21 protein-coding genes and 2 tRNA genes are annotated in these 22125 nt (G+C 34.7%); 8 read left to right on the top strand and 15 right to left on the bottom strand.

The genetic code is table 11. The features are described from left to right. The first annotated feature begins 44 nt into the window (after positions 1–44). The 7 genes from hrcA to ACP5O9_RS02805 are packed head-to-tail and all read left to right on the top strand — an operon-like array spanning position 45 to position 7079. Positions 45–1091, top strand: a complete 1047-nt coding sequence (hrcA, locus tag ACP5O9_RS02835) for a heat-inducible transcriptional repressor HrcA (RefSeq protein WP_353686076.1) — start codon at positions 45–47, stop codon at positions 1089–1091. Between the two features lie 11 nt (positions 1092–1102). Next, positions 1103–1714: a nucleotide exchange factor GrpE gene (gene grpE / locus ACP5O9_RS02830; protein WP_353686077.1), complete on the top strand. Its 612-nt coding sequence runs from the start codon at positions 1103–1105 to the stop codon at positions 1712–1714. A 3-nt stretch (positions 1715–1717) separates the two neighbouring features. Next, on the top strand, positions 1718–3616 hold the full coding sequence (gene dnaK / locus ACP5O9_RS02825) for a molecular chaperone DnaK (RefSeq protein ID WP_424905083.1): 1899 nt from the start codon (positions 1718–1720) through the stop codon (positions 3614–3616). Then, the gene (dnaJ, locus tag ACP5O9_RS02820; protein ID WP_353686079.1) at positions 3613–4710 is read left to right on the top strand and encodes a molecular chaperone DnaJ; all 1098 of its coding nucleotides are present in this window, start codon (positions 3613–3615) and stop codon (positions 4708–4710) included. The genes dnaK and dnaJ overlap by 4 nt, the downstream gene beginning before the upstream one ends. An 11-nt stretch (positions 4711–4721) precedes the next feature. After that, a complete protein-coding gene (locus ACP5O9_RS02815) occupies positions 4722–5579 on the top strand; it encodes a metal ABC transporter substrate-binding protein (protein WP_428723397.1) in 858 nt (285 codons plus the stop codon). After that, the gene (locus ACP5O9_RS02810) at positions 5576–6289 is read left to right on the top strand and encodes a metal ABC transporter ATP-binding protein (protein WP_428723396.1); all 714 of its coding nucleotides are present in this window, start codon (positions 5576–5578) and stop codon (positions 6287–6289) included. Before ACP5O9_RS02815 ends, ACP5O9_RS02810 begins: the two co-directional genes overlap by 4 nt. Beyond that, positions 6282–7079, top strand: coding sequence for a metal ABC transporter permease (locus ACP5O9_RS02805; RefSeq protein ID WP_424905080.1), 798 nt, complete (start codon positions 6282–6284; stop codon positions 7077–7079). Before ACP5O9_RS02810 ends, ACP5O9_RS02805 begins: the two co-directional genes overlap by 8 nt. A 4-nt stretch (positions 7080–7083) precedes the next feature. Here the strand turns inward: ACP5O9_RS02805 and ACP5O9_RS02800 are convergent, their stop codons facing one another. The 11 genes from ACP5O9_RS02800 to ACP5O9_RS02750 all read right to left on the bottom strand — a co-directional run bounded on the left by ACP5O9_RS02800 (position 7084) and on the right by ACP5O9_RS02750 (position 17688). Next, entirely contained in the window at positions 7084–9492 is a 2409-nt protein-coding gene (locus ACP5O9_RS02800; RefSeq protein WP_353686083.1) for a Lon protease family protein, read from the bottom strand. 241 nt (positions 9493–9733) lie between these two features. Continuing rightward, on the bottom strand, positions 9734–11014 hold the full coding sequence (locus tag ACP5O9_RS02795) for a DUF512 domain-containing protein (RefSeq protein WP_428723395.1): 1281 nt from the start codon (positions 11012–11014) through the stop codon (positions 9734–9736). Next, a complete protein-coding gene (locus ACP5O9_RS02790; RefSeq protein ID WP_353686085.1) occupies positions 10995–11543 on the bottom strand; it encodes a CDP-alcohol phosphatidyltransferase family protein in 549 nt (182 codons plus the stop codon). The genes ACP5O9_RS02795 and ACP5O9_RS02790 overlap by 20 nt, the downstream gene beginning before the upstream one ends. Positions 11544–11553: 10 nt before the next feature. Continuing rightward, complete coding sequence (locus ACP5O9_RS02785) at positions 11554–12567, bottom strand: tetratricopeptide repeat protein (protein ID WP_428723394.1); 1014 nt, start codon at positions 12565–12567, stop codon at positions 11554–11556. Then, on the bottom strand, positions 12554–13054 hold the full coding sequence (locus ACP5O9_RS02780) for a PASTA domain-containing protein (RefSeq protein WP_353686087.1): 501 nt from the start codon (positions 13052–13054) through the stop codon (positions 12554–12556). The genes ACP5O9_RS02785 and ACP5O9_RS02780 overlap by 14 nt, the downstream gene beginning before the upstream one ends. Next, complete coding sequence (gene rsmB, locus ACP5O9_RS02775) at positions 13051–14334, bottom strand: 16S rRNA (cytosine(967)-C(5))-methyltransferase RsmB (protein WP_428723393.1); 1284 nt, start codon at positions 14332–14334, stop codon at positions 13051–13053. The genes ACP5O9_RS02780 and rsmB overlap by 4 nt, the downstream gene beginning before the upstream one ends. Then, positions 14301–14846, bottom strand: coding sequence for a DUF116 domain-containing protein (locus tag ACP5O9_RS02770; protein WP_353686089.1), 546 nt, complete (start codon positions 14844–14846; stop codon positions 14301–14303). Before ACP5O9_RS02770 ends, rsmB begins: the two co-directional genes overlap by 34 nt. Further along, positions 14821–15747: a methionyl-tRNA formyltransferase gene (gene fmt, locus ACP5O9_RS02765; protein WP_353686090.1), complete on the bottom strand. Its 927-nt coding sequence runs from the start codon at positions 15745–15747 to the stop codon at positions 14821–14823. The genes ACP5O9_RS02770 and fmt overlap by 26 nt, the downstream gene beginning before the upstream one ends. 7 nt (positions 15748–15754) lie before the next feature. Continuing rightward, on the bottom strand, positions 15755–16255 hold the full coding sequence (gene def / locus ACP5O9_RS02760) for a peptide deformylase (protein ID WP_353686091.1): 501 nt from the start codon (positions 16253–16255) through the stop codon (positions 15755–15757). A gap of 12 nt (positions 16256–16267) precedes the next feature. Next, positions 16268–17218, bottom strand: coding sequence for an MlaD family protein (locus ACP5O9_RS02755; RefSeq protein ID WP_353686092.1), 951 nt, complete (start codon positions 17216–17218; stop codon positions 16268–16270). After that, positions 17218–17688: a flavodoxin family protein gene (locus ACP5O9_RS02750; RefSeq protein WP_353686093.1), complete on the bottom strand. Its 471-nt coding sequence runs from the start codon at positions 17686–17688 to the stop codon at positions 17218–17220. Before ACP5O9_RS02750 ends, ACP5O9_RS02755 begins: the two co-directional genes overlap by 1 nt. 233 nt (positions 17689–17921) lie before the next feature. On the opposite strand from ACP5O9_RS02750, the gene ACP5O9_RS02745 reads away from it, so the two are divergent. Further along, a complete protein-coding gene (locus ACP5O9_RS02745) occupies positions 17922–19220 on the top strand; it encodes a TIGR02710 family CRISPR-associated CARF protein (protein ID WP_428723392.1) in 1299 nt (432 codons plus the stop codon). Positions 19221–19247: 27 nt separating this feature from the next. Here the strand turns inward: ACP5O9_RS02745 and ACP5O9_RS02740 are convergent. The 4 genes from ACP5O9_RS02740 to ACP5O9_RS02725 all read right to left on the bottom strand — a co-directional run bounded on the left by ACP5O9_RS02740 (position 19248) and on the right by ACP5O9_RS02725 (position 22122). Beyond that, positions 19248–19325: transfer RNA gene (locus ACP5O9_RS02740), tRNA-Asp, on the bottom strand. Positions 19326–19332: 7 nt separating this feature from the next. Continuing rightward, positions 19333–19405 (bottom strand) — tRNA-Val (locus ACP5O9_RS02735). A gap of 69 nt (positions 19406–19474) precedes the next feature. Beyond that, a complete protein-coding gene (locus ACP5O9_RS02730) occupies positions 19475–21358 on the bottom strand; it encodes a CHASE2 domain-containing protein (RefSeq protein ID WP_428723391.1) in 1884 nt (627 codons plus the stop codon). Next, positions 21358–22122, bottom strand: coding sequence for a 3',5'-cyclic-nucleotide phosphodiesterase (locus tag ACP5O9_RS02725; RefSeq protein ID WP_353686096.1), 765 nt, complete (start codon positions 22120–22122; stop codon positions 21358–21360). The genes ACP5O9_RS02730 and ACP5O9_RS02725 overlap by 1 nt, the downstream gene beginning before the upstream one ends. Positions 22123–22125: the final 3 nt, after the last annotated feature.

Genomic DNA, 22125 nt, shown 5'->3' with positions numbered 1-22125 from the left:
TGATAATTTTTAAATGTTAGCACTTAATAATGGAGAGTGCTAAAATGAAAAATATAATGTTTGATGAAAGAACTAAGAGAATACTTTGTGCAGTTGTAGAGAGTTATATTGAGAAACCAGAACCAGTTGGTTCCCGTTATATTATGAAAAAATACGGATTTGATGTTTGCTCTGCAACTATAAGAAATATAATGTCAGACTTAGAAGATGCTGGTTTTCTCGTACAGCCCCATACTTCAGCAGGAAGAGTACCAACAGACAGAGCGTACAGGTTTTATGTTGATTACATATGTCAGCAAGCCTTAGTTATCAATTCATTGGAAATTAAAAAATTAATAGAAAATTTAACAAAAAAACTGAGAAAACTGAGAAACAATATGAATTCACTGTTTCTGGAAGCAACTCAGAGTTTGTCTCAGGCTACCCATTATTTAGGACTGGCTGTTTTACCGGCAACTGAAAAAACTGCACTCCAGAGGGTGGATTTCATAAAGTTTAAAGATGATCTTGTAATTGCAGTTGTTGTAAACGATAAAGGAATTGTTAAAAATAAAATAATAAAAGCCTATCCTGAAATTACTCAAAACGAACTTAACAGCCTTGCTGATTTCGTCAATAGAAATTATCAGGGAAAAACAATTGATGAAATAAGAGAAGACCTTCTTGTAAGAATAAAAAAGGAAAAAATTTTCTGGGATAAACTGATTACTAAGATTTTAAAGATGTGTCAGGAAGCATTGTATTTTTCAATGGAAGATGTTTATGTGTCAGGACTTTATCATATAATGCATTTGCCTGATTTTTCTGATATAGAAAAGCTCAGAGAAGTTGCAAAAACTATTCAGGACAAACATCTTTTGCTTAAACTCTTTGAAAACATTTCAGAGGATGATGATATAAAAGTTATAATAGGAGAGGAAAATCCTTTGGAAGAATTCAAAAACTTCAGTATAATTGCCTCACCATATAAAGAAAAAGATAAATCTCTCGGTGTTATTGCTCTTGTTGGTCCAAAGAGAATGAACTATCAAAGAGCAATCATGTTAGTTAATGCCTTTGCACGGGTGTTGACAAAAACACTTTCAGATTAGGAGGAGAAAAAATGGAAGAGATAAAAAAGGAAGAGGTACCTGAAAATAAAGAAACCGAAGAAATTTCCTATGAAGGCTCAGCCCTTGAAGACAAGCCAAGGGATATTATTGAAAACCTTCAAAATGAGCTAAATCAGCAAAAAGAGAAGTATTTGAGATTGTATGCTGAGTTTGAAAACTATAAAAGGATGATTCAAAAAGAAAGAGAGGAACTGATAAATTATGCCAATGAAAAACTGATTAAGGATTTACTGCCAGTCATAGACAATTTTGAACTGGCTATTAAACATGCAGGGAATGAACTGAATTCGCAGTGGCTTGAGAGTATGAAACAGGGTGTTGAAAACGCTCTTAAAGAATTTTTACGCATTTTAGAAAAATACGGAGTAAAGCAGATGGAAACAATTGGACAGGCTTTTAATCCTGAACTGCATCATGCAGTCTCTACAGTTGAAACAGCAGATATGGATGATAACATTATCGTAGAAGAATTGCGAAAAGGATACATGTATAAAAACAAACTTTTAAGAGAACCGCTGGTAGCTGTTTCTCGCAAATGTAAACCCTCGGAAAAGGGTATGCACCCCTCGGGTGCTCAAGACACAAATAAAAAGGAGGATTAAACAATGGGAAAAGCAATAGGAATAGACCTTGGCACAACGAACTCTGTTGTTGCAGTAGTTATTGGTGGTGAGCCAGTTGTAATACCAAATCAGGAAGGACAGAGAACAACACCTTCTGTGGTTGCCTTTACTGATAAAGGTGAAAGGCTGGTAGGACAGGTTGCAAAAAGACAGGCAATAACAAATCCTGAAAATACAATATTTTCCATAAAAAGATTGATGGGTAGGAAATATAACTCCCCGGAAGTGCAGGAAGCTAAAAAAAGACTCCCCTATAAAATTGTTGAAGCTCCAAATGGAGATGCTCATGTGGAAATCATGGGTAAAAGATACTCTCCACCTGAAATCTCTGCGATGATTCTTCAGAAGCTTAAACAGGCTGCTGAGGACTATCTTGGAGAGCCTGTTACAGAAGCAGTAATTACAGTGCCTGCTTATTTTGATGATAGCCAGCGTCAGGCAACAAAAGATGCAGGCCGTATTGCAGGATTAAATGTCCTGAGAATCATCAATGAACCAACAGCAGCAGCTCTTGCATACGGACTTGAAAAGAAAAAGGAAGAAAAGATCGCTGTTTATGACCTTGGTGGTGGAACCTTTGATATCTCTATACTTGAGATAGGAGAAGGTGTAATTGAAGTAAAAGCTACCAATGGTGATACCTATCTTGGTGGTGATGATTTTGATATAAGAATTATGGACTGGCTGATAGAGGAATTCAAAAAGCAGGAAGGGATAGATCTTCGTAAAGATAGAATGGCACTTCAGAGGCTTAAAGAGGCTGCCGAAAGAGCAAAGATTGAGCTAAGCTCAGCAATGGAAACAGAAATAAATCTTCCCTTTATAACAGCTGATGCATCAGGTCCGAAACACCTTCTTATGAAGCTCACAAGAGCTAAACTTGAACAGCTCGTTGATGATTTAATACAGAAAAGCCTTGAGCCATGTAAAAAAGCTCTTGCAGATGCTGGACTCTCTCAAAATCAGATAGACGAGGTTATTCTTGTTGGTGGGCAGACAAGAACTCCAAAGGTTCAAAAAGTTGTTCAAGAATTTTTTGGAAAAGAGCCTCACAAAGGTGTTAATCCCGATGAGGTTGTTGCAATTGGAGCAGCAATTCAGGCAGCAATTCTTAAAGGTGAAGTAAAAGAAGTTTTGCTTCTTGATGTTACACCTCTTTCCCTTGGAATTGAAACGCTTGGCGGAGTATTTACAAAAATTATTGAACGTAATACTACAATACCAACAAAAAAGTCTCAGATATTTACCACAGCTGCTGATAACCAGACTGCAGTCACTATAAAGGTATATCAAGGTGAAAGAGAAATGGCTGCTGATAACAAGCTTCTTGGAGTATTTGAACTTGTTGGAATTCCTCCTGCACCAAGAGGAGTGCCACAAATAGAAGTTACTTTTGATATAGATGCCAATGGAATTCTTCATGTTTCTGCAAAAGATCTTGCAACAGGTAAAGAACAATCAATTAAAATTACAGCATCAAGCGGACTTACAGAGGAAGAAATTAAAAGAATGATCAGAGAGGCTGAAGCTCATGCAGAGGAAGACAGGCGTAAAAAACAGCTTGCGGAGGCAAGAAATGAAGCTGACAACATGATATACACTGTTGAAAAAACATTAAGAGACATGGGAGATAGAGTTTCAGAGGAAGACAAAAAGAGGATTCAGGATGCCATTGAAAAATGCCGTAGAATTAAAGACACAAGCAATGATATCAATGAAATAAAGTCTGCTATAGAAGAGCTTGCAAGAGCCTCACACAAAATTGCTGAAGAACTTTACAGGCATGCAGGTGCATCACAGGCAGGTGCTGGTACTTCTTCAGAGACTAAAAAAGAGGAAGATGTAATAGAAGCTGAAGTAGAGGACAAAGATAATAAATGAAGGACTATTACAGTATTCTCGGAGTAAGCCGGGACGCCTCTCAGGAAGAAATAAAAAAGGCGTTCCGGCGCCTTGCAAGACAGTATCATCCTGATTTAAATCCTGGCAACAAAGAGGCAGAAGAAAGGTTTAAAGAGATAAATGAAGCTTATGCATGTCTTAGTGACCCAGTAAAAAGAGCAAACTACGACAGATATGGCACAGCAGAAGGAGCCTCTACAGGATTTGGATACGAAACTTATACAACCTTTACAGATATATTTGAAGACATATTTGAAGGATTTTTCGGTAGCTTTGGATTCAGGAAAAACAGACCTAAAAGAGGAGCTGATTTAAGATATGATATTACAATTACCCTTGAAGAAGCAGCTAAAGGCGTTGAAAAAGAAATTAAATTCTTCCGCTGGGAAATATGTGAAACCTGTAATGGTTCTGGAATAAAACCAGGCAGTGAGCCAATTATATGCTCATCCTGCGGTGGAACTGGATATATCAGATACAATCAGGGATTTTTCTCAGTATCAAAGACATGTTCAAAATGTGGTGGAACTGGAAGAATTATTAAAGACCCATGTCTTGATTGTTCTGGAAATGGTAAGGTAAGGATAGAGAGAGAGTTAAAAATTCATATTCCTCCTGGTGTTGATACAGGCACTAAATTGAAGGTTAGTGGCGAAGGAGAAATGGGAGAATTTGGCGGACCCCGTGGTGATCTTTATATTTATGTCAATGTTAAAGAGCATGAGTTTTTCAAAAGAGAAGGAATAAATCTTTACTGTTCCATTCCCATTTCATTTGTCAGAGCAGTTTTTGGTGGAGAAGTTGAAGTTCCAACAATTGATGGCAAAGCAAAGATAGAAATACCTGCGGGAACACCCTCTGGTAGAGTTTTTAAACTCAAGGGTAAAGGACTTCCAAGAGTAGGAGGTACTCACAGAGGAGATCAGATTGTAACAGTTTATATAGATGTACCTAAAAAGCTTAATGAGCGGCAGAGAGAACTTCTTGAAGAATTTGCAAGAGTCTCTGGAGAAGAAATCAAAAAAACTTCAAAGGGATTAAAAGATAAAATAAAAGATATCTTTTCGATGTAGGAGGTCAAAGAATGAAAAGGTTTATAATTTTTTTGTTTGCTTTATTAATTTTTGTTTCATGCTCACAAAAATCTGAAAAATCCGAATTTACGGTTTATACAAGTTTTTATCCTATTCAAGAATTCACAAAATGGATAATTCCAGAGGCCAAGGTTTATAACTTAATTCCTCAAGGAGTAGACCCTCACCACTTCGAACCTTCTTTAAAGGATATTCAAAAACTTTACAAGGCAAACATGATAATTTATCTTGGCAATACAGATATTGACCGATGGATTGACAAAATAAGAGATGAACTCAATCAAAAAGGAGTAAAAGTAGTAAGGCTGCAGGATTATATCTCTCTGCAAAAGTACTCCTCAGGTGATGAAATAGACCCTCACGTGTGGTTGGATCCTTTAAAGGTTTTGGAAATTATTAAAGTCATAAAAGACAAGGCTCAGGAAATTACACAAAAAAAGGATGAATATGAGAAAAACTTTTTAATTTATAGCGACAAACTAAAAAAACTTGATACTGATTACAGGCAAACTCTATCAAACTGCCAGTTAAAGGATGTGATAGTGACTCATGAATTTTTAAATTATCTTAGTCAAAAATACGGATTTAAATCTCATTTCATTGTCCATGATCCAGAGCAAGAACTTTCTTTAAAGAGAATTAAGGAGCTTAAAGATTTTATAAAGAAAAATTCCATTGAATACATAATTTCAGAACCAGAAGGAGATAGGATTGCCAAGGCTCTGGCAGAGGAAACAGGGGCAAAAATAATGAAATTTAACACATTTCATCAAATTTCACAGCAAGATTACTTTCAGGCAATGAATGAAAATCTTAAAGTTTTAAAAACTGCATTAAAATGTAAATGAATGCAATAACCTTAAAAAATGTTTACTATGCCTTTGACAGCATTTTTGTGCTTGAGGACATTAATCTTGAGATACCTGAAGGCTGTTATCTCGGAATTATAGGACCAAATGGAGCAGGTAAAACAACTCTGCTAAGGTTAATACTTGGCATAATAAAACCTCAAAGAGGTCAGGTATTGATTTATGGAGTGACTCCAGAGGAATATTTAAAATCAGAGTCTATAGGATATCTACCTCAGAGAATATCCCAGACAATATATGAGTTTCCATTTACAGTAGAAGAACTTGTTAGAAGCTGGCACAAAAAATTTAAAAAAGACAATATTGAATGGGCACTGGATGTTTTCAAAATTTCCCATTTAAAAAAGAAATTAATCAGGGAACTTTCTGGCGGTCAGCGGCAGAAGGCATTTCTTGCAAGAGCAATTGCTTGCAGACCAAGAATTTTACTGCTTGATGAACCAACTACAGGTATTGATCCTTATTCAATGGATGAACTGCTTCAGATACTTGAGAACCTTAATCAGAATTTTGGAATTACAATAGTTGTGGTTACTCATGATATAGCAACTTTTGCCCATGAAGCAAAATGTATTCTATGTCTGAATAAAAGAGTTGTCTGTCTCGGAGAGCCGCAGAAAATTCTTAAAGATGAATATATGGGCATGTTATATCCTGAACATACTGTTTTTCCCCATAAAAATGCTTGAAATATTTGAGTTAAGTCTTATAAAGAGAGCTTTCCTGGTTATAACCTTTGTAGCTCCACTGGCTCCTGTGTTTGGAGTATTTTTACTTTTGCGTAGATATGCCTTTTTTGCTGATACCCTTGCTCATGTTGGATTTTTAGCTCTGGCATTAAGCCTTTTTTTAAAGATAAATTCCCTTGTTTTGCTTATTTTATTGAGTCTTATTATCTCTATTTCTGTTGAGCAACTTAGAGCAAAAGACAAGCTTCCAGCAGAGGGTTCTCTTTCTTTTTTTCTTTATGCAGGTGTTTCACTATCAGTAGTTTTTATAGCATTATCTGGTAGCACAGGTTCAATAATGAATATACTTTTTGGAAGTCTTTCTACTGTAACAAAGGGGGATGTTTATCTTATTCTTGCTGGTGCTTTAATTTGTGGAGCTTTCCTGCTTAAATATTATAAAAAAATATTAAATCTCTGCATTGATGAAGAAATTGCTCATGCCTCTGGAATTAATACAGCAGGAATTAAAATGCTTTTTGCCACTGCAGTAGCACTGTCAATTTCCATATCAATAAAAACAATGGGAGCACTTTTAATTGGTGCTCTTATGATTATTCCTCCTCTAACTGCAATGCAGCTCTGCAAAAGCCTTAAAACTACGGTAATATTATCAATTATTATTTCTATTTTTTCATCCTATTCAGGAATTTTTCTTTCCTTTTACTCAGGAATTCCGCTTGGAGCATCAATCTCAACAATTTTAATCTTTTTCTTTTTAATTTCCACTGTTTTTAAAGCCTTTAAATGATCTTTTATTTTTCATTCTTCTTTTCCTCTTCTTTTTCCTTCTTCTTAAACAACTCTGACATCTCATCAAGCTTTTTCATTACAAAATAGTTTATCGTTCCTTCTGGATATGTTCCATCCTGCCCTAACTCACCTGCTGGCATATCTGTAAGTATTTCAAGCCCTTCCTCTGCGTAATCAATGGCATAAATATGGAAAGCACCATCTTTAATAGCTTTTTGAATCTCCTCCTTTAGCATCAGATGTTTCATATTTCTTCTTGGAATGATTACTCCGTGAGTTCCATCAAGTCCTCTGATTTTACAGAGTTCAAAAAATCCTTCAATTTTTTCATTTATTCCACCAACTGGCTGAACTTCTCCTTTTTGATCCATTGAGCCTGTAACAGCAATATTTTGCTTGAGAGGTATCTCAGCAATACTGCTTAAAAGAGCATAAAGCTCTGCACAGGTTGCACTATCACCTTCTATCATTTCATATAGTTGCTCAAATGTAAGGGAAGCACTCAGACTTATTGGTTTTTTTATGGCGTATTTACTCCATAGATAACTTGAAAGAATCATAACTGCCTTTTCATGAATCTTGCCCGACATCTTTGTTTCTCTTTCAATATTCACTATTCCAGCTTTACCAAGATAGACTCTTGCAGTAATACGGGAAGGCTTGCCAAAGCTGTAATCTCCAAGATCAATGACAGCAAGTCCGTTAATCTGTCCTACTTTTCTGCCAGATGTCTCTACAATCAAAACATCTTCAAGAATCAGCTCCCTTAGTTTTTCTTCTATGCTTGCTGATCTGTAAACTCTCTGTTCAAGGGCTTTATTGACATGTTCTTCATAAACCTGGTTCTTGCCATCTTTTTTTGCCCAGAAATGGGATTCTCTTATAAGATCTGCAATGCTACTGAATTGAGTTGAAAGCTTTTCCTGATGCTCTGCCAGTCTTGAACCATATTCAACAATTTTTGCCACAGCTGATTTATGAAATGGAAGAAGTCCTTCTTCTTTTTGACAAAGGGAGACAAACTGAGCATATTTTTTTATGTTCTCTTCAGTTCTTGGCATTCTTATATCAAAATCTGCCTTAACTTTAAAGAGTTCCCTGTATTCATCATCATAGTTGTAAAGTATGTAATAGAGAAACGGTGTTCCAGTAAGAATGACTTTAACATTTAATGGAATTGGCTCTGGTCTTAAAGTAGTTGTTGTTATGAGTCTGTATTGCTCCCATACATCTTCTATGCGGATTTCTTTACTTCTTAATGCTCTTTTTAATGCATCATAGGAAAAAAGATTTTTTATTAAAGCCATAGCATCAATTACAAGATAACCACCATTTGCCTTATGAAGTGAGCCAGGCTTAATCATTGTAAAATCAGTAATTGCCATTCCGTATTGAATTTTGTATTCTATTCTTCCAAAAAGATTGAGATATGTTGGATTTGGTTCATACACAACAGGTGCTCCCTCTGTAGCAGAGTTGTCAACCAGAATATTTACGCTGTATTTAGAAAAAGAAACCTCTCTCTGAATCTTCATAAATGGAGGCATTGGAGGAACAGTCTCCTCTTGAATTTTAAAATCCTGAATGTTGTTAAGAATATCTTCTTTTACAGCATCAAGATATTCTATTATTTTTCCATTGAAAGAGTATTTTTTCTTGATCTCTTCAATTGGCTGTTCTATAACATCAAGAGCAATCTGACGTTCAAGTCTTATAAGCATGTCCTTTACCAATTTTTCTGCTTCTTTCACAGCTCTTACAACATCATCAAGTTTGTCCTGAAGCATTTTACCAAGTTCATCAATTCGTTTTCTTGTATCAGGATCAAGAGCCTGAAACTCTTCTTCTGTAAGGGGCTCGCCATCTCTTTTTACAGGAACAATTATTAATCCTGCAAGAGCTTTACGAATTGCAAAGCCTTTTGCCTTTGCTTCCTCTTCAACTGTGGAAAACCATTCTCTCTGTTTTTGCTGAAAATCTTCAAGGATTTTATTTCTCTGTTTGTCATATTCTTTTGACTCAAAAGCTTTCGGAATTTCTACTTTTAATGTATTTACAAGATTTTCCATGTCTTTCTGAAATTCTATTGCCCTGCCTGCTGGTAAACTAACAGCCACTGGAGCATCAGGATTTTTAAAGTTATAAAGATAGCACCAGTCAGGTGGTACAGGTTCTTTTTTTACCTTTTCAGAAAGAAGAGTTCTTATTGCACGCATCTTACCTGTGCCCTGTTCGCCAAGAGCATATATGTTAAAACCTTTAGCTGGCAGATTTAAACCAAACTCCAAAGAGGCAATTGCTCTGTCCTGCCCGATTGTTCCTGCAAGAGGTTGAAGCTCTTCAGTTGTTTCAAAGTCAAATATATTGTGGTCACATTTTTTATAGACTTCATCTGCCTGAAGCTTTTTCATAATCTGCCTCCTTTATGTATTTTTCAATATATTATACGAGACTGGTTAAAAACTTACAACCTCTCCTCATCGTTTCATTCCGAGGGAGTCGATGCCCTAAGGAAGATTAACTTTTTAATTAAAATGCATTTTAATGTAATCGATATAAAAATTTAATGAAAAAGTAGAAAACTTGACCTCATTTAAAAGGGATTGCAACATGATTCTGAGGAAAATCAATTGTCAGAAAGAAATGAACATTTTAAGTTTTGATTGCCTTCAAAAGAGATTCTGGTTCTGAATTAATTTTTATTGCTTTAATCTGTAAAATCTTTTCAATATCACTTATTGTTAAATTGTCTATGAACATGTCTTCAGAATCCTTCATTGTGACATCGGGGATCAAAAGAATGTCTCCTGTTTCTATATATGAAGCTAATCCTTTAATTATGTCTTCGCCAGTTAAAAGCCCTGTTACTGTTATTGTTTCTCCGAAAAGGTTGTTTTTTAAAGGATAAACATCAATTGGGATGTTTTTTTTCTTCAGTTTTTCAATAAAATCAAAAAGATAGGGATAAAATGATGTTCCTGTAAAAGTAACAAATCTTTTTTTTAATTTCATTGATGGTATAGTCAGCTTTACTGCTTTGTGCATAAACAATGGAACCATCCCAACTCCGTTTTCAATCTGAGGAAGGTCATCGTAGTTATTTAAATCAGGAAATGTTTTTTCAGCTTTAATGTAAAACTCATCGGCAAGATAAACAAAGCTGACTCCATGTTTTTTTCTGAAGCGTCTCTGAAATTTTTCAACAGTTTTTATTACTTCTTCAGCTGTGTGTTTTGTTACAGGAGTAAGTGCATTTTTATGATATTTTGTAAGTCCCACGGGAACAATGGCTACTGAAGATACATATGGATAAAGTTTGTAAAGGTCTAAGATTGATTTTTCAAGTATTTCTCCGTCATTGAACCCTGGACAGAGCACTATCTGAGTATGCATTCTGATTTTGATCCTCGCAAGTTTTTTTAATTCCATCATAATTGGTGTAGCATCGAAGTTTCCTAAAAGGGTGTTTCTTATCTTAGGGTCTGTGGCATGAACAGAGATATAAAGAGGGGAGAGTCTCATTTTTTTTATCCTTTCATAGTCTTTCTGAGTGAGATTTGTCAATGTAATATAGTTTCCATAAAGAAAACTTGCTCTGTAATCTTCATCTTTAACATAGAGAGACTTTCTTAATCCTTTTGGAAGCTGCTCAACAAAACAAAACAAACATTTATTTATGCATCTTTTTATTCTGAAAGGCTCTACTTCAATTCCAAGGGGCTTTGTTTTCTTTTTAATATTAAAACTTATTTTTTTGCCATCTCTTTCAACTATAATTTTGAGAAAATCTTCTTCGCCATAGAACATTAAATCAAGCGCATCCTTGACAGAATGTCTGTTTATTGATAGTATTATGTCTCCTTCTTTTAATCCTGCTTTTTGGGCAGGAGTTTTAGGATGGATGTATTCAATCTTAACTCCTGATTTTACCATCTTTAAATCTTATAAATACGTATTGAAGTAGTGATGTAATTGCAAGAAAACTTACCAAAAAATATCCAACTTGAGGTATTGATGGGATGTTAATGTTTGTAGAAAGAAGAATATAGCCAAATATAATTACCTGTGAGGCATTGCTTATTTTCCCAAGCAGTGTTGGTTTTGTTATTTTCCTTTTTCTTAAGTAAATTTCTAACCATCCAGTGGCTACAAGAGTATCTCTTATGAAAACCAGTATTATGAACCATTTTGGTGCAAGTTCATTGATGTAAAAAGTTACCATGATACTCAGAAGAAGAAGTTTATCTGCCAGAGGATCAAGAAATACTCCAAGTTTTGATATCTGATTAAATTTTCTTGCAATAATTCCATCAAGGCTGTCAGTTAAACCTGCAACAATTACAATTTTTAATGCTGCTGAGTAGTCCTTTGAATTCATTGCAATAATGAAAAAGGGTACAAGAAATATGCGGAGACAACTTAGTATGTTTGGAATTGTTATTATCCTTGTATTTGTCATCATAAATTATACTCTATGGAATATTATAAGGCAAAGAATATTTCCCGTTAAGTAAAGCCTGAGCATATTTTCTCTCAAGGGCAAAGTCGTGAATTTGAGCGTTTTGCCATGCTTCATTGAAATATTTTACTGCCATTTTTTTCTTTTTGTTTAGATACTGAATCATTCCTCTTTGAAGTTTACAATATATTAGTCCTCGGGGGTCTTCACACTTTTTGAAATTTTTTTCAGCTTTTTCAATATATTGCAACGCTGTTTTATATTTTCCTTTCAAGATATACACCATTGCCATACTCCATAGAGTATAGGATGAACTTACAATATCACCGATTTTACTGTAAATATCCAAGGCTTTTTTAAAATTTTCTTCAGCTCCTTTAAAATCATTCATCATTCTAAGGGCATTACCTATGCCACAAAATGAGTAAGCAATGCCAAATTTATCTCCAATTTTATGAAATATTTCATTAGCCATTTTGTAATATCTCATTGACTCTTCATAATTACCATAAATTCTTAAGCTTCCACCAAGTCCGCAGCAACTGTAACCAATTCCTTCATTGTCTTTGATTTCTTTGAATCCCTCAAGAGCTTTATGAAAACTATCAATAGATTTTTTAATTCTTCCACCCCATCTCCATATGGTTCCTTCTGCCCACAGGGTAAAATATATTGCTTTGTTGTCATCAGAAGATTCATAAATTTTTCTTGCTTTTTTTAAAATTTTTAGTGCTTCTTTCCACTCTCCTGTTGCTTTTTTGCAAAGGCTTATTCCAGTTAGGGCATCTGCCTCTGAAAGTTTATTTCCAACAGCTTGAGCAATCTCACAGGCTTCTTCATAATAAGAAATAGCAATTTTAAAATTTCCAATGATTCTGTTTAAGTCTCCCAAGGCAATTAAAGCATCTGAGGTTAAGGCAATGTCTGCCTTTTTTAAAGCTTTTTTATATATTCTTTTCCATAGTTTCAATGATTCTCTAAATAAACCCGCAGTTCTTAAATGTTCAGCTTTTTTAATAATTTTCATCTTCATTTTTACCAAGACTCACAATTAGTTTTATTGCTTTTCCTCCTTCCTCAGGCTCTGGTGATTGGGCTATAACTGTATTTTCAGGATACATCTCTGAATGAATTTTAATAATTTTTTCCACTGGAATTCCTTTTTCATTCAAAATTTTTTCAGCCTCTTCATAGCTCAGTCCTCTTACATCAGGCAAAGTTGTAAACCGCAGACCTTTACTTATTACTACTCCAATTTCTCTTCCTTTTTTAACTTTTGTTCCTGCTGGTGGAATTTGTCTTGAAACTGTTCCTGCAGGTATTTCTGAATATTCTTCTCCATCAATTCGTATGTAAAGTCCCTTTTCTTTAAGTATTTGATTTGCCTGAACAATGTCTTTTCCTCTTAAATCTGGAACTTCTATAGTTCCTCCTGAAACAAAGATGGTCAAAGAAAAATAACCTGCTAAAAAGCCTCCAAATATTGCTCCTGCTATGTATAAAACTCTTCTCATTTGATTCTTAAAAGCTTAGCCATGAAAAATCCATCCATTCCGTCTGTGTGCGGATATGTTCGTAATTTTTTTATACTACTAAATTCGTCATGTTTCTGTAAAAAACTTTCAATTACTTCTTCTGCCTCATTGGGTTCTGTTGAACAAACAGAGTATAAAAGAATACCGTCTTTAGCTAAAAATTGTACAACCTTTTCAATCATATGTTTTTGAATTTCTGAAAGCCTTTTAATTTCCTCTTCATTTACTCTATATCTTACATCAGGATTTCTTCTAATAACTCCTGTAGAAGAACAGGGTGCATCAAGAATAATTCTGTCAAAGGAATGTTTAAACTCTATCTGATGAATATCTGCAAGCTGAGGCTTTATTTTTACATGAGGGACAAATTTTCTCAATCTGTTAATGTTTTCCTGCAAGATTTTAAATCTTACCCTGTTATTTTCAACTGAGATAATTTCTCCCTTTTTCATTAATGCTGCAGTAAGAAGTGTCTTACCTCCAGGGCTTGCGCAGGCATCAAGAATTCTTGCACCTTCAAAGGCTTCTAAAAGAAAACATACAAGCTGAGAGGCTTCATCCTGAACAATCCAGAAAAAAGGTGCTTGTTGAAGACTTTGTCTTATTTCGTAGCCCTGTCCCTGTATTTTTAATCCTGACGGAACGATTTCTGAAAATTCTACTTTAAATCCTTTTTCTGTTAAATACTCTGCTACAAGGGCTCTTTCTTCAGGTTTTACAGCAATACTAAATGGTGCTTTTTCATTGTTTGCTTTAAGAAGAGATTCTACCTCCTCTAATGGAAATCTTTTAAGCCATCTTTTTACAAGCCACTCAGGATGAGAATATTTTACTGAAAGAGATAAATTGCTATTAAAAATTTCTTCCAGACTTTTACCAGAATAATTTTTTATAAAATTTCTTAATATGGCATTTACAACAGAGGGTTTCCCATTGAAGCTTTTTTCAACATTTACAGCCTCGCAGGTTACAGCATATTCTGGAATTTTCATAAAGAGCAACTGATACACCGCTGTTCTTAGATTGTTTATTGTAAAGGCAGAAAGCCCTTTTTTATTTTTAAAGAAGCCTTCAATTAAATAGTCAATCAAATGTAAATTTCTCAGAGTACCATATAAAACTTCTATGAGAAATGCTCTATCTGACTTATTAAAAGAGGAAAGAACTTCATCAGTAAGCAGAGATTTCAGAGATTTCCTCTGGGACAATACTCTGGTTAAAATTGCTACTGCTGTTTTTCTTGGCGATTTATAAACCATTTAATTGCATCCTCAACGCTTTTTAAACAAACAGTTGTATCAATACAGGGTCCAAAAGGTCTTTCATTAAGAATTCCAATAACAGGAATTGGATAGGTATCAACTATTCCGCTTGAAAGATCCCTTTCGCAGGCAACTGCAACAATTGCATCTGGTTTAACCTCTTTTACTACTTTTCTTGCAATAGTTCCACCTGTTGCTATAGCAATGGATATATGGTAAGTTTCTGCAAGCTCTATTAAATCTTTAATTTTACACTTTCCACATCTGCGGCATTTATAAACATCAAAGGTGAGTCTTACATCGCATTTTGAGTTTTGAATGCAATGTGGAAGCAGAAGGAGTATTTTTTTTGGATAAAAACTGTCCCGCATTACAAGAAGATTATTAAGCCTTACAATGTATGCCTGAAAATCAGCTTTTTTAGATTTTAAAAAGGCTCCCACAAGCATTAAAACTGGATAAAGAACTTTAAGAACAAAACCTCTAAGAAAATGAATCCATGGTTTCATTTATTTTTCTTCCAGAGAGAAATTCTTTTGCTGTCATTACTTTTTTCCCTTCAGGTTGAATAAGAAGAATTTTTAATAAGCCATTGCCTGTTCCCACAATTAATTCATCTTTTGCTTTAACAATCATGCCTGCAGGTGCCTTGCCAGCAAGAGCCTCTGCTTTAATTATTTTTACTCTTTCATTTTTTAAAAAACTGTATGCACATGGCCATGGATAGGTTCCTCGAATAAGATTTACGATTTCCTTAGCTGGGGCATTCCAGTTAATTTTGCCATCTTCTTTTTTAAGCTGGGGTGCATAGCTTGCCTCGCCCTCCTGAGGCTTTGGTTGTATTTGTCCCTTTCTCATTTTTTCAATTGTTTCAATAATTAATTCTGCACCAACTATAGAAAGCTTATGTGCAAGACTCTGAGCATTGTCTTCATCTTCTATGGGAACTTCTTTTTGTAAAAGCACTGGACCTGTATCAAGTCCTTCATCAATAAGCATGGTTGTCACACCGGTTATTTTTTCTCCTTTTATTAATGCCCATTGGATCGGTGCTGCTCCTCTGTATTTTGGTAAAAGCGAGGCATGTAAATTTATGCAACCGTATTCTGGTATTTCAAGAACTTCCTTTGGAAGAATTTTCCCGTATGCAACAACTATCCCGAATTCAGGATTTAATTCTTTTAACATCTTTATAAAGCTTTCATCTTTCAATTTTTCTGGCTGTGCCACATTAAGCCCGAATTCTACAGCAATTTTTTTAGTCTCACATGGTTGAATAATTTTCCCTCTTCCTTTTGGTTTGTCAGGCTGTGTGATTACAAGGAGTATCTTTTCTCTTCTTTCAATTAAAGATTTAAGCGTAGGAACTGCAAACTCTGGAGTGCCAAAAAAGATTATCCCTGCTGGCATGACAATGCTATTTCTTTGTTTTTAAATATTTTCTTCTGAAAAGTTCTCTTTTAAGAGGACTTATCCTATCAATAATAAGAATGCCATCAAGATGGTCTATTTCATGTTGCAGTGCTCTTGCAAGAAGTCCTGTTGCTTCAATTTCTACTGGATTACCTTTTCTGTCCAGCCCTTTCACAAAAACTCTCTCATTTCTTTTAAGCCTCGTTATAAAACCAGGTAAACTCAGACATCCTTCTTCAGAGAGAATTTCGCCCTCTGAATTTATTATTTCAGGGTTTATTAAAACAATAAGAGATTGATTTTCTTGTCTTGCAGATGTATCAATAACAATGAGTCTTTTTAAAACTCCCACCTGCGGAGCAGCCAGTCCAACCCCATTGAAATTATACATGGTTTCAATCATATCATCAATTAGTTTTTGTAAATCTCCACTAAGATCATTGACCAATTCAGCTTTATTTTTTAAGACTTCATCGGGATATTTTTTTATATCAAGAGTCGCCATAAAAAATTATAACTAAAATATGCTAAATTTGAAAAATTTTTTCGGCTCTTTCTTTATTTCTTCGATGAGTTCCTTAAGCTCCTTTATGCTTTGTTTTAACTCTTCAGCCACTGTTTTGTCTTTAATGAGCATTTTAAGCGTTCCCTGAGAGCTTTCAATTTCTTGTAGAAGGCTTTCAAGCCTTTGAGAATTTTTAAGAAGACTTTCGTAAAGAGAGGGATCATTTATCATTTTTCCAAGTGTGCCCTGTTGTGAGGATATCTTGTTTGAGGCTTCTTCAAAGTTTTTCAAAGCTATTGAAAGTCTTTGATAAGCCTCCTTATCCCTTGAAAGCATCCCTATACTACCAGTTCTTATTTCTTCAACTGTTTTTTTGAGCTCCAAAACTGTTGCATTTAGATTATTATAAAGGGTTGGGTCATTGATCATTTTTGGAATAGTTCCTTCAGCTTTATCAAATTTTGCTACTAATGAGTTAATTTTTTCAATCAATCTTTCAATTTTTGTCATTGTTGAAGCTGCGACTCCGATTATTTCTCTTGCTTCTGTTTGAGGATATCCAGGCATGCCTTTTGATATGTCAAAGCTTTCTTGAGATTCACCAGGAGATATCTCAATGTATTTATCGCCAAGTAATCCTATTGTCTGAACAGTTGCCTTTGCATCTGATCTTAAATAGCTTAAAACACTCTCATCTATTGAAACTTTTACAACTGTTCCATATTCTTTGCTCAGTTTTATTTCATTTACAACTCCCACATCAACTCCTGCCATTCTTACAGGAGCGCCTTTACGCAGGCCTTTTACATCTGATATGTAAATACTTAATGGAACTCTTTTTGTAAAAATAGATTGTATTCCACCTGAAAAAATTATCACAAAAAATACAATGAGGAGTGTAGCTGTTATAACAATACCTGCTTTTAAAGAAGCCCATCTAAGCTGTTTTTTTCTATCAAACATTATATTCTTTTTAAAACCTCTGCATATTTACTTACCATTTCACCTATTTCTCTTTCAATTCTTTCATCAGGATTTCCAATTGAAACAGGCCCGTAGTGTCCAAGCCTTGTAAAACCCAGGCATATACATCCATGAATTAAAAATGCTTTCAGAATATCAAGACAGACTGTTTCTCCTCCTCCACCAATCATTCCAGTTGATGTGAATGCTGCTACAAGCTTTCCCTCAATTTTTCTGTAATATTTAACAGACTCATCAATAAATTTTTTCACCTCAGCTGCCATTGTTCCGAAATAATTTGGTGAGCCGATTATATAGCCATCATAATCTGGAAGACTGTCAACACTTGCTTGTTCAACTTTTTTTAAATCAACATTTACACCCTTATCCGCAAGACCCTGAGCAATCATTTTAGCCATTTTCTCTGTATTTCCAGTTTTTGAATAATAAAGCACCAAAACTTTTTTCATGTTTTCACCTCCATCAGTTTATTTTTTTCATTTTATCATAGTATCCTTAAATTTGCCATAGAAAATTGAGGCTGCATAGCCTGATTGCTCAGGCAAAACACTTGTGAGTTTTTAAACACTCTCTGATATTTATAAGAAGAGGCTGCACACTTATTGATTTTCAAAAGATTGTGATGTTTTGACCAGTTCAATTTGATATAATTTAATAAAAATAAAGCAGAAGGAGTAAAAGTATGAAAAAAATTGGAATTTTCACTGTTGGTGGAAGCCCTGTGCCCATTATAAACTCCATAAAGGAAGATGAGTTTGACTTCATCTATTTTATATGTTCATCTGGAAAATCTGAGGTGGCATCAGAAAGACTGGTTGATGGTAATCCCTTGAAAGAGGGTGATAAAATTATTGCAAAAGAGTGCAATCTTTCAGAAGAAAAGTATGAAAAAATACTTCTTCCTGTGAACATTATAGATGACTTAGATGAAACCTTTAAAGAGCTTGAAGGAAAATTGCTTCCCAGACTAAAGGAGAAGTTTCCAGACAAACAAGGTATCAGAGTCATTGCGAACTATACTGGAGGAACGAAAACCATGAGTGTAGCACTTGTGATTCTTAGTATTCTTCAGGATGGATGGGAGCTTCAACTTAACACTGCCCACAGAACAAATCTTATTAAAATTGACAGCGGAGATTGTCCCATACCAATAACTAAGAAAAATCTCCTTTACAAAATTGACAGGAAATACTTTGATACTTTAATGCAGAAGTACTATTACGAGGAAATCATTGAAAAAGCTAAAAACTATCTTAAAACTCCCATTCCAAGGGAAATAAAAGACGAAATAATGCTACTAAAGGACATACTTAATGCCTTTGTTTTATGGGATAAATTTTATCATCAGTCTGCTTTTGAAGAGTTTGAAAGAATAATTAAAGCCCTTCCAAAGGACAGCTCTGTTCAAAAGGCAATAATTAATCATTATCTCTGGCTGAAGCAAATTCTCGGGAAAAAATCATCTCATGGTTATGAGAAAGTTATTGACCTTATTATGAATGCTGAAAGAAGAGCTAAACAGGCTAAGTTTGATGACTCTATTGCCAGATACTACAGAGCCATTGAGATGGTGGCACAGCTCAGGTTAAAGACTCATGAAATAGACAATTCAAACATAAAATGTGATGAGCTTCCTATGCTTAATGAAAAGGCTGTGACATTTTTGCAAACAGAGTGTAAAAAGAATAGTGAAAACGGTGTAATCAAGCTTCCTCTCATAAAGAGCTATGAACTCCTCGCTCATATGGATGATGATTTAGGAAAACTTTATCTGGAAAGAAAGAACGAACTTCTTGAATGTCTCAAATTGAGAAACAACTCCATACTTGCTCATGGATTGGAGCCTATACTAAAAGAAAAGTTTGAACGAGTAAAAAGCACATTTCAAAACTTCATACAGGAAGCATTAAAAGTTGCAGGAGTAGAGACCTTAGAATCACCAATACAATTTCCCAAAAGCCTGAGGGATATAGGATTTTAACTTTCCTTCACAAACCCTTGATTTTATTGGCGGGGTGGACGGGACTTGAACCCGCGGCCTCTTGCGTGACAGGCAAGCGTTCTAACCGGGCTGAACTACCACCCCACAAACATGGGCGGAACAGGTATCGAACCTGTGACCTCAGCCTTGTAAGGGCTGCGCTCTCCCATCTGAGCTATCCGCCCATCTTTTCTAAACTACTATAATATTTGAGAATTTGTCAAGAAAATAATGGAAAATTCTAATATTTTTAACTACTTAACAGAAATCTTAAAAATTTTAACAGGTTGTTCTTTCCCCTTTACTGATATCTCACCAAGTTCTTCTACATCTATTGCACCAAAAAAACCAGTCTCAATCTTTTCCTGCAATTTTTTAAATGTAAATTCAGATATAATTATTTCAGAATTAAACTCCTTATTTAAACCTTCAAGTCTTGATGCCAGATTTACACTATCACCAATTATAGTGTAATCCATCTTTTTACCCTCTGCACCAATATTACCAACAAGAGCTTCTCCTGTATTTATACCAATGCCAATTTTTAATTGAGGTTTACCTTCTTCATCCCATTTTTTACATAAAGCTCGCAGCCTTTTTATCATCTCTATTGCGCAGTTCAGGGCTCTTTGTTCATGGTCATTCTGTGGAAGTGGTGCATTCCAGAAAACCATTATTGCATCACCTATGAATTTATCAAGTGTTCCTTCCCATTTGAAAATAATCTCAGCCATCTGAGCAAAATACTCATTGAGAAGTTCAACAACCCTTTCAGGAAGAAGTTTTTCAGACAGAGTTGTAAAACCTCTGATATCAGAGAATAATACAGTAACTTCTCTTCTTTCTCCACCAAGTTTTGCCATTGATGGGTTTTTAATAAGTTCATTAACTACTTTTTCTGTAACATAGCTGGAAAATATTTTCTTTATTCGCCTCGCTTCTTTTTCAGAATATGCATACCTTAATGTGATTGTTGTCAGAAAATGAATTAATAAACCTCCTGAAACATAAATAACAGAAAGCCATGTACCCTTTGTAAATAAATAGAAAGATGAGATAAAAACTCCGCTCATTAAAATCAGCAAAACAATTAAACAATATCCTGCTTTCAATCTCTGATAAAGAAATATTGCTAAAAATACTGAAACTAAAATCAATAAAATAACAATATAGTTAGAAACTGGAAGGATGCTTTTTCCTTCTATAAGTGAAGCAATTACATTTGCATGTTTTTCCACACCTGGCAAAGCTGAACTCATTGGAGTTACTCTTAAATCATAAATACCAACAGCAGTAGCACCAATAAGGATAATTTTGTCTTCCAGCTCCTCTTTTTTAACTCTGTTTTCAACTATATCAGCAATTGAAATATATTTGAAAGTTCCATTATCTCCGTAGTATGGAATTAAAATTTTCCCCCAGGGGTCAGTGGGAATGTATCTTCTGCCAAGATAAACTCCTTTTGTCGCATCAATCAATTGCTTTTCCGGAGGAATTCCGAGATACATTGCTGCTGTTTTAAGAGAAAGTCCTGGTATCATATATCCGTAGTAGTTAATAAACAAAACTTCCCATCTTATTGTTCCGTCAGAATCAGGAAACATGTTTATATGTCCAAATCCTGCTGCGCTCCGAGAAAGGATACTTTCAGGAACAAGAACGCTTTTTGATGAAACAGGTTGATATTTGTTAAATCTTTCAGGATTTAAAATATAAAAAGCTGACTCGGTTATTTCAGCTTCTTTCGGTGCGTCTTCCGCTTCAAAAAAGAAAACAACAGGTAAAATAACATTACCTGCTCTGGATATACTTTCAGCCAATAAACGATCATTTTTTTCAGACTCGCTAAAAATAATATCCACAGCAATAACAGCAACTCCATATTCTGAAAGCTTATCTATAAGTCTTGCTATCTTGTCTCTGCTCCATGGCCATCTGCCAAGTTTTTCAAGAGAAGCTTCATCAATTGCTGCAATAACTATGTTCTCAGGAGGTTTTTCTCTACCACGAACATGGAAAAATAAATCATATATTTTCATATCAATGATTTCAAGTGGTCGGGGTTTTATATAAAAAAGACACAAGAAAACAACAGCAATAAATAAGGCGGCTATGAGTTCTTTATTTTTAACCCTCATTAAAACTTTATTATTTCTACTCCCTGAAGAATCTTTATTCTGTAGTCAGGAAACTTCTTTAGTTCTTTCTCAATCTGTTTTCTGTAAAAAGGCTTTATATGGGTTATAAAAATTTTTTCGGGTTTGTACTTGAAAAATTTTAAATCTTCAAAAAGAAGCTCTGCAGTTAAATGTCCTGTTTTTATTGCAAGTTCTTTCATTTTATCCGGGAGAGAAACTTCAATTATTAATGCATTTAATTTCTTGTCTAAAAGCTTTTTCCAGGAATTCTTCAGAGGTCCTGTATCTCCAGTATAAAAGAAAGCTTGACCATCTTTTTCGACGAGATAGCCAACTGATGGCACTGTGTGATTCATTCTGTAAGCTGTTATTTTATATCCATCTATTAAAATTGGGTTTTCTTCTTGGATCATCTCAAGTTTTAAAATTGAGTTCTGAACATCTGGAATAACTGTAAAATCTGGCCATAGTCTGTGATTGAGCAAATGTTTTTTTATATCCTCAAGAACTTCCTTTATGGAATAAATTTTTATACTTTTCCCTTTACCGCTCACAATCAGATTATCAGCCAGAAATGGGATATCTCTTATATGGTCAAGATGAGCATGAGTTATAAATATATGCTCTATTTTCTGTTGATTTCTAAAGCTTAAAGAGCCTGTAATACCTCCTGCATCAAAAAGTATTTTATTGTTTAAAAGAAAAGATGAAAGATGATATCCTGGAAGATCAGAGCCAGAAGCACCAAGAACTTTTATTCTCAAAGC

It is taken from the genome of Thermodesulfovibrio sp., assembly GCF_049969575.1.
Taxonomy (GTDB): domain Bacteria; phylum Nitrospirota; class Thermodesulfovibrionia; order Thermodesulfovibrionales; family Thermodesulfovibrionaceae; genus Thermodesulfovibrio; species Thermodesulfovibrio obliviosus.
Note: the sequence above shows the minus strand (reverse complement) of the source record. Positions and strands in the feature narration are given on the sequence as shown.

Excerpts from the sequence above, each read along its gene's own strand:
- ACP5O9_RS02755 (WP_353686092.1), bottom strand. The coding sequence starts at position 17,218 with ATGTTTGATAGAAAAAAACAGCTTAGATGGGCTTCTTTAAAAGCAGGT.
- ACP5O9_RS02810 (WP_428723396.1), top strand. The coding sequence starts at position 5,576 with ATGAATGCAATAACCTTAAAAAATGTTTACTATGCCTTTGACAGCATT.
- def (WP_353686091.1), bottom strand. The coding sequence starts at position 16,255 with ATGGCGACTCTTGATATAAAAAAATATCCCGATGAAGTCTTAAAAAAT.
- ACP5O9_RS02750 (WP_353686093.1), bottom strand. The coding sequence starts at position 17,688 with ATGAAAAAAGTTTTGGTGCTTTATTATTCAAAAACTGGAAATACAGAG.
- ACP5O9_RS02730 (WP_428723391.1), bottom strand. The coding sequence starts at position 21,358 with ATGAGGGTTAAAAATAAAGAACTCATAGCCGCCTTATTTATTGCTGTT.
- ACP5O9_RS02805 (WP_424905080.1), top strand. The coding sequence starts at position 6,282 with ATGCTTGAAATATTTGAGTTAAGTCTTATAAAGAGAGCTTTCCTGGTT.
- ACP5O9_RS02770 (WP_353686089.1), bottom strand. The coding sequence starts at position 14,846 with ATGAAACCATGGATTCATTTTCTTAGAGGTTTTGTTCTTAAAGTTCTT.
- dnaJ (WP_353686079.1), top strand. The coding sequence starts at position 3,613 with ATGAAGGACTATTACAGTATTCTCGGAGTAAGCCGGGACGCCTCTCAG.
- fmt (WP_353686090.1), bottom strand. The coding sequence starts at position 15,747 with ATGCCAGCAGGGATAATCTTTTTTGGCACTCCAGAGTTTGCAGTTCCT.
- ACP5O9_RS02790 (WP_353686085.1), bottom strand. The coding sequence starts at position 11,543 with ATGATGACAAATACAAGGATAATAACAATTCCAAACATACTAAGTTGT.
- ACP5O9_RS02815 (WP_428723397.1), top strand. The coding sequence starts at position 4,722 with ATGAAAAGGTTTATAATTTTTTTGTTTGCTTTATTAATTTTTGTTTCA.
- grpE (WP_353686077.1), top strand. The coding sequence starts at position 1,103 with ATGGAAGAGATAAAAAAGGAAGAGGTACCTGAAAATAAAGAAACCGAA.
- hrcA (WP_353686076.1), top strand. The coding sequence starts at position 45 with ATGAAAAATATAATGTTTGATGAAAGAACTAAGAGAATACTTTGTGCA.
- ACP5O9_RS02800 (WP_353686083.1), bottom strand. The coding sequence starts at position 9,492 with ATGAAAAAGCTTCAGGCAGATGAAGTCTATAAAAAATGTGACCACAAT.
- ACP5O9_RS02785 (WP_428723394.1), bottom strand. The coding sequence starts at position 12,567 with ATGAAAATTATTAAAAAAGCTGAACATTTAAGAACTGCGGGTTTATTT.
- ACP5O9_RS02780 (WP_353686087.1), bottom strand. The coding sequence starts at position 13,054 with ATGAGAAGAGTTTTATACATAGCAGGAGCAATATTTGGAGGCTTTTTA.
- dnaK (WP_424905083.1), top strand. The coding sequence starts at position 1,718 with ATGGGAAAAGCAATAGGAATAGACCTTGGCACAACGAACTCTGTTGTT.
- ACP5O9_RS02745 (WP_428723392.1), top strand. The coding sequence starts at position 17,922 with ATGAAAAAAATTGGAATTTTCACTGTTGGTGGAAGCCCTGTGCCCATT.
- ACP5O9_RS02795 (WP_428723395.1), bottom strand. The coding sequence starts at position 11,014 with ATGGTAAAATCAGGAGTTAAGATTGAATACATCCATCCTAAAACTCCT.
- rsmB (WP_428723393.1), bottom strand. The coding sequence starts at position 14,334 with ATGGTTTATAAATCGCCAAGAAAAACAGCAGTAGCAATTTTAACCAGA.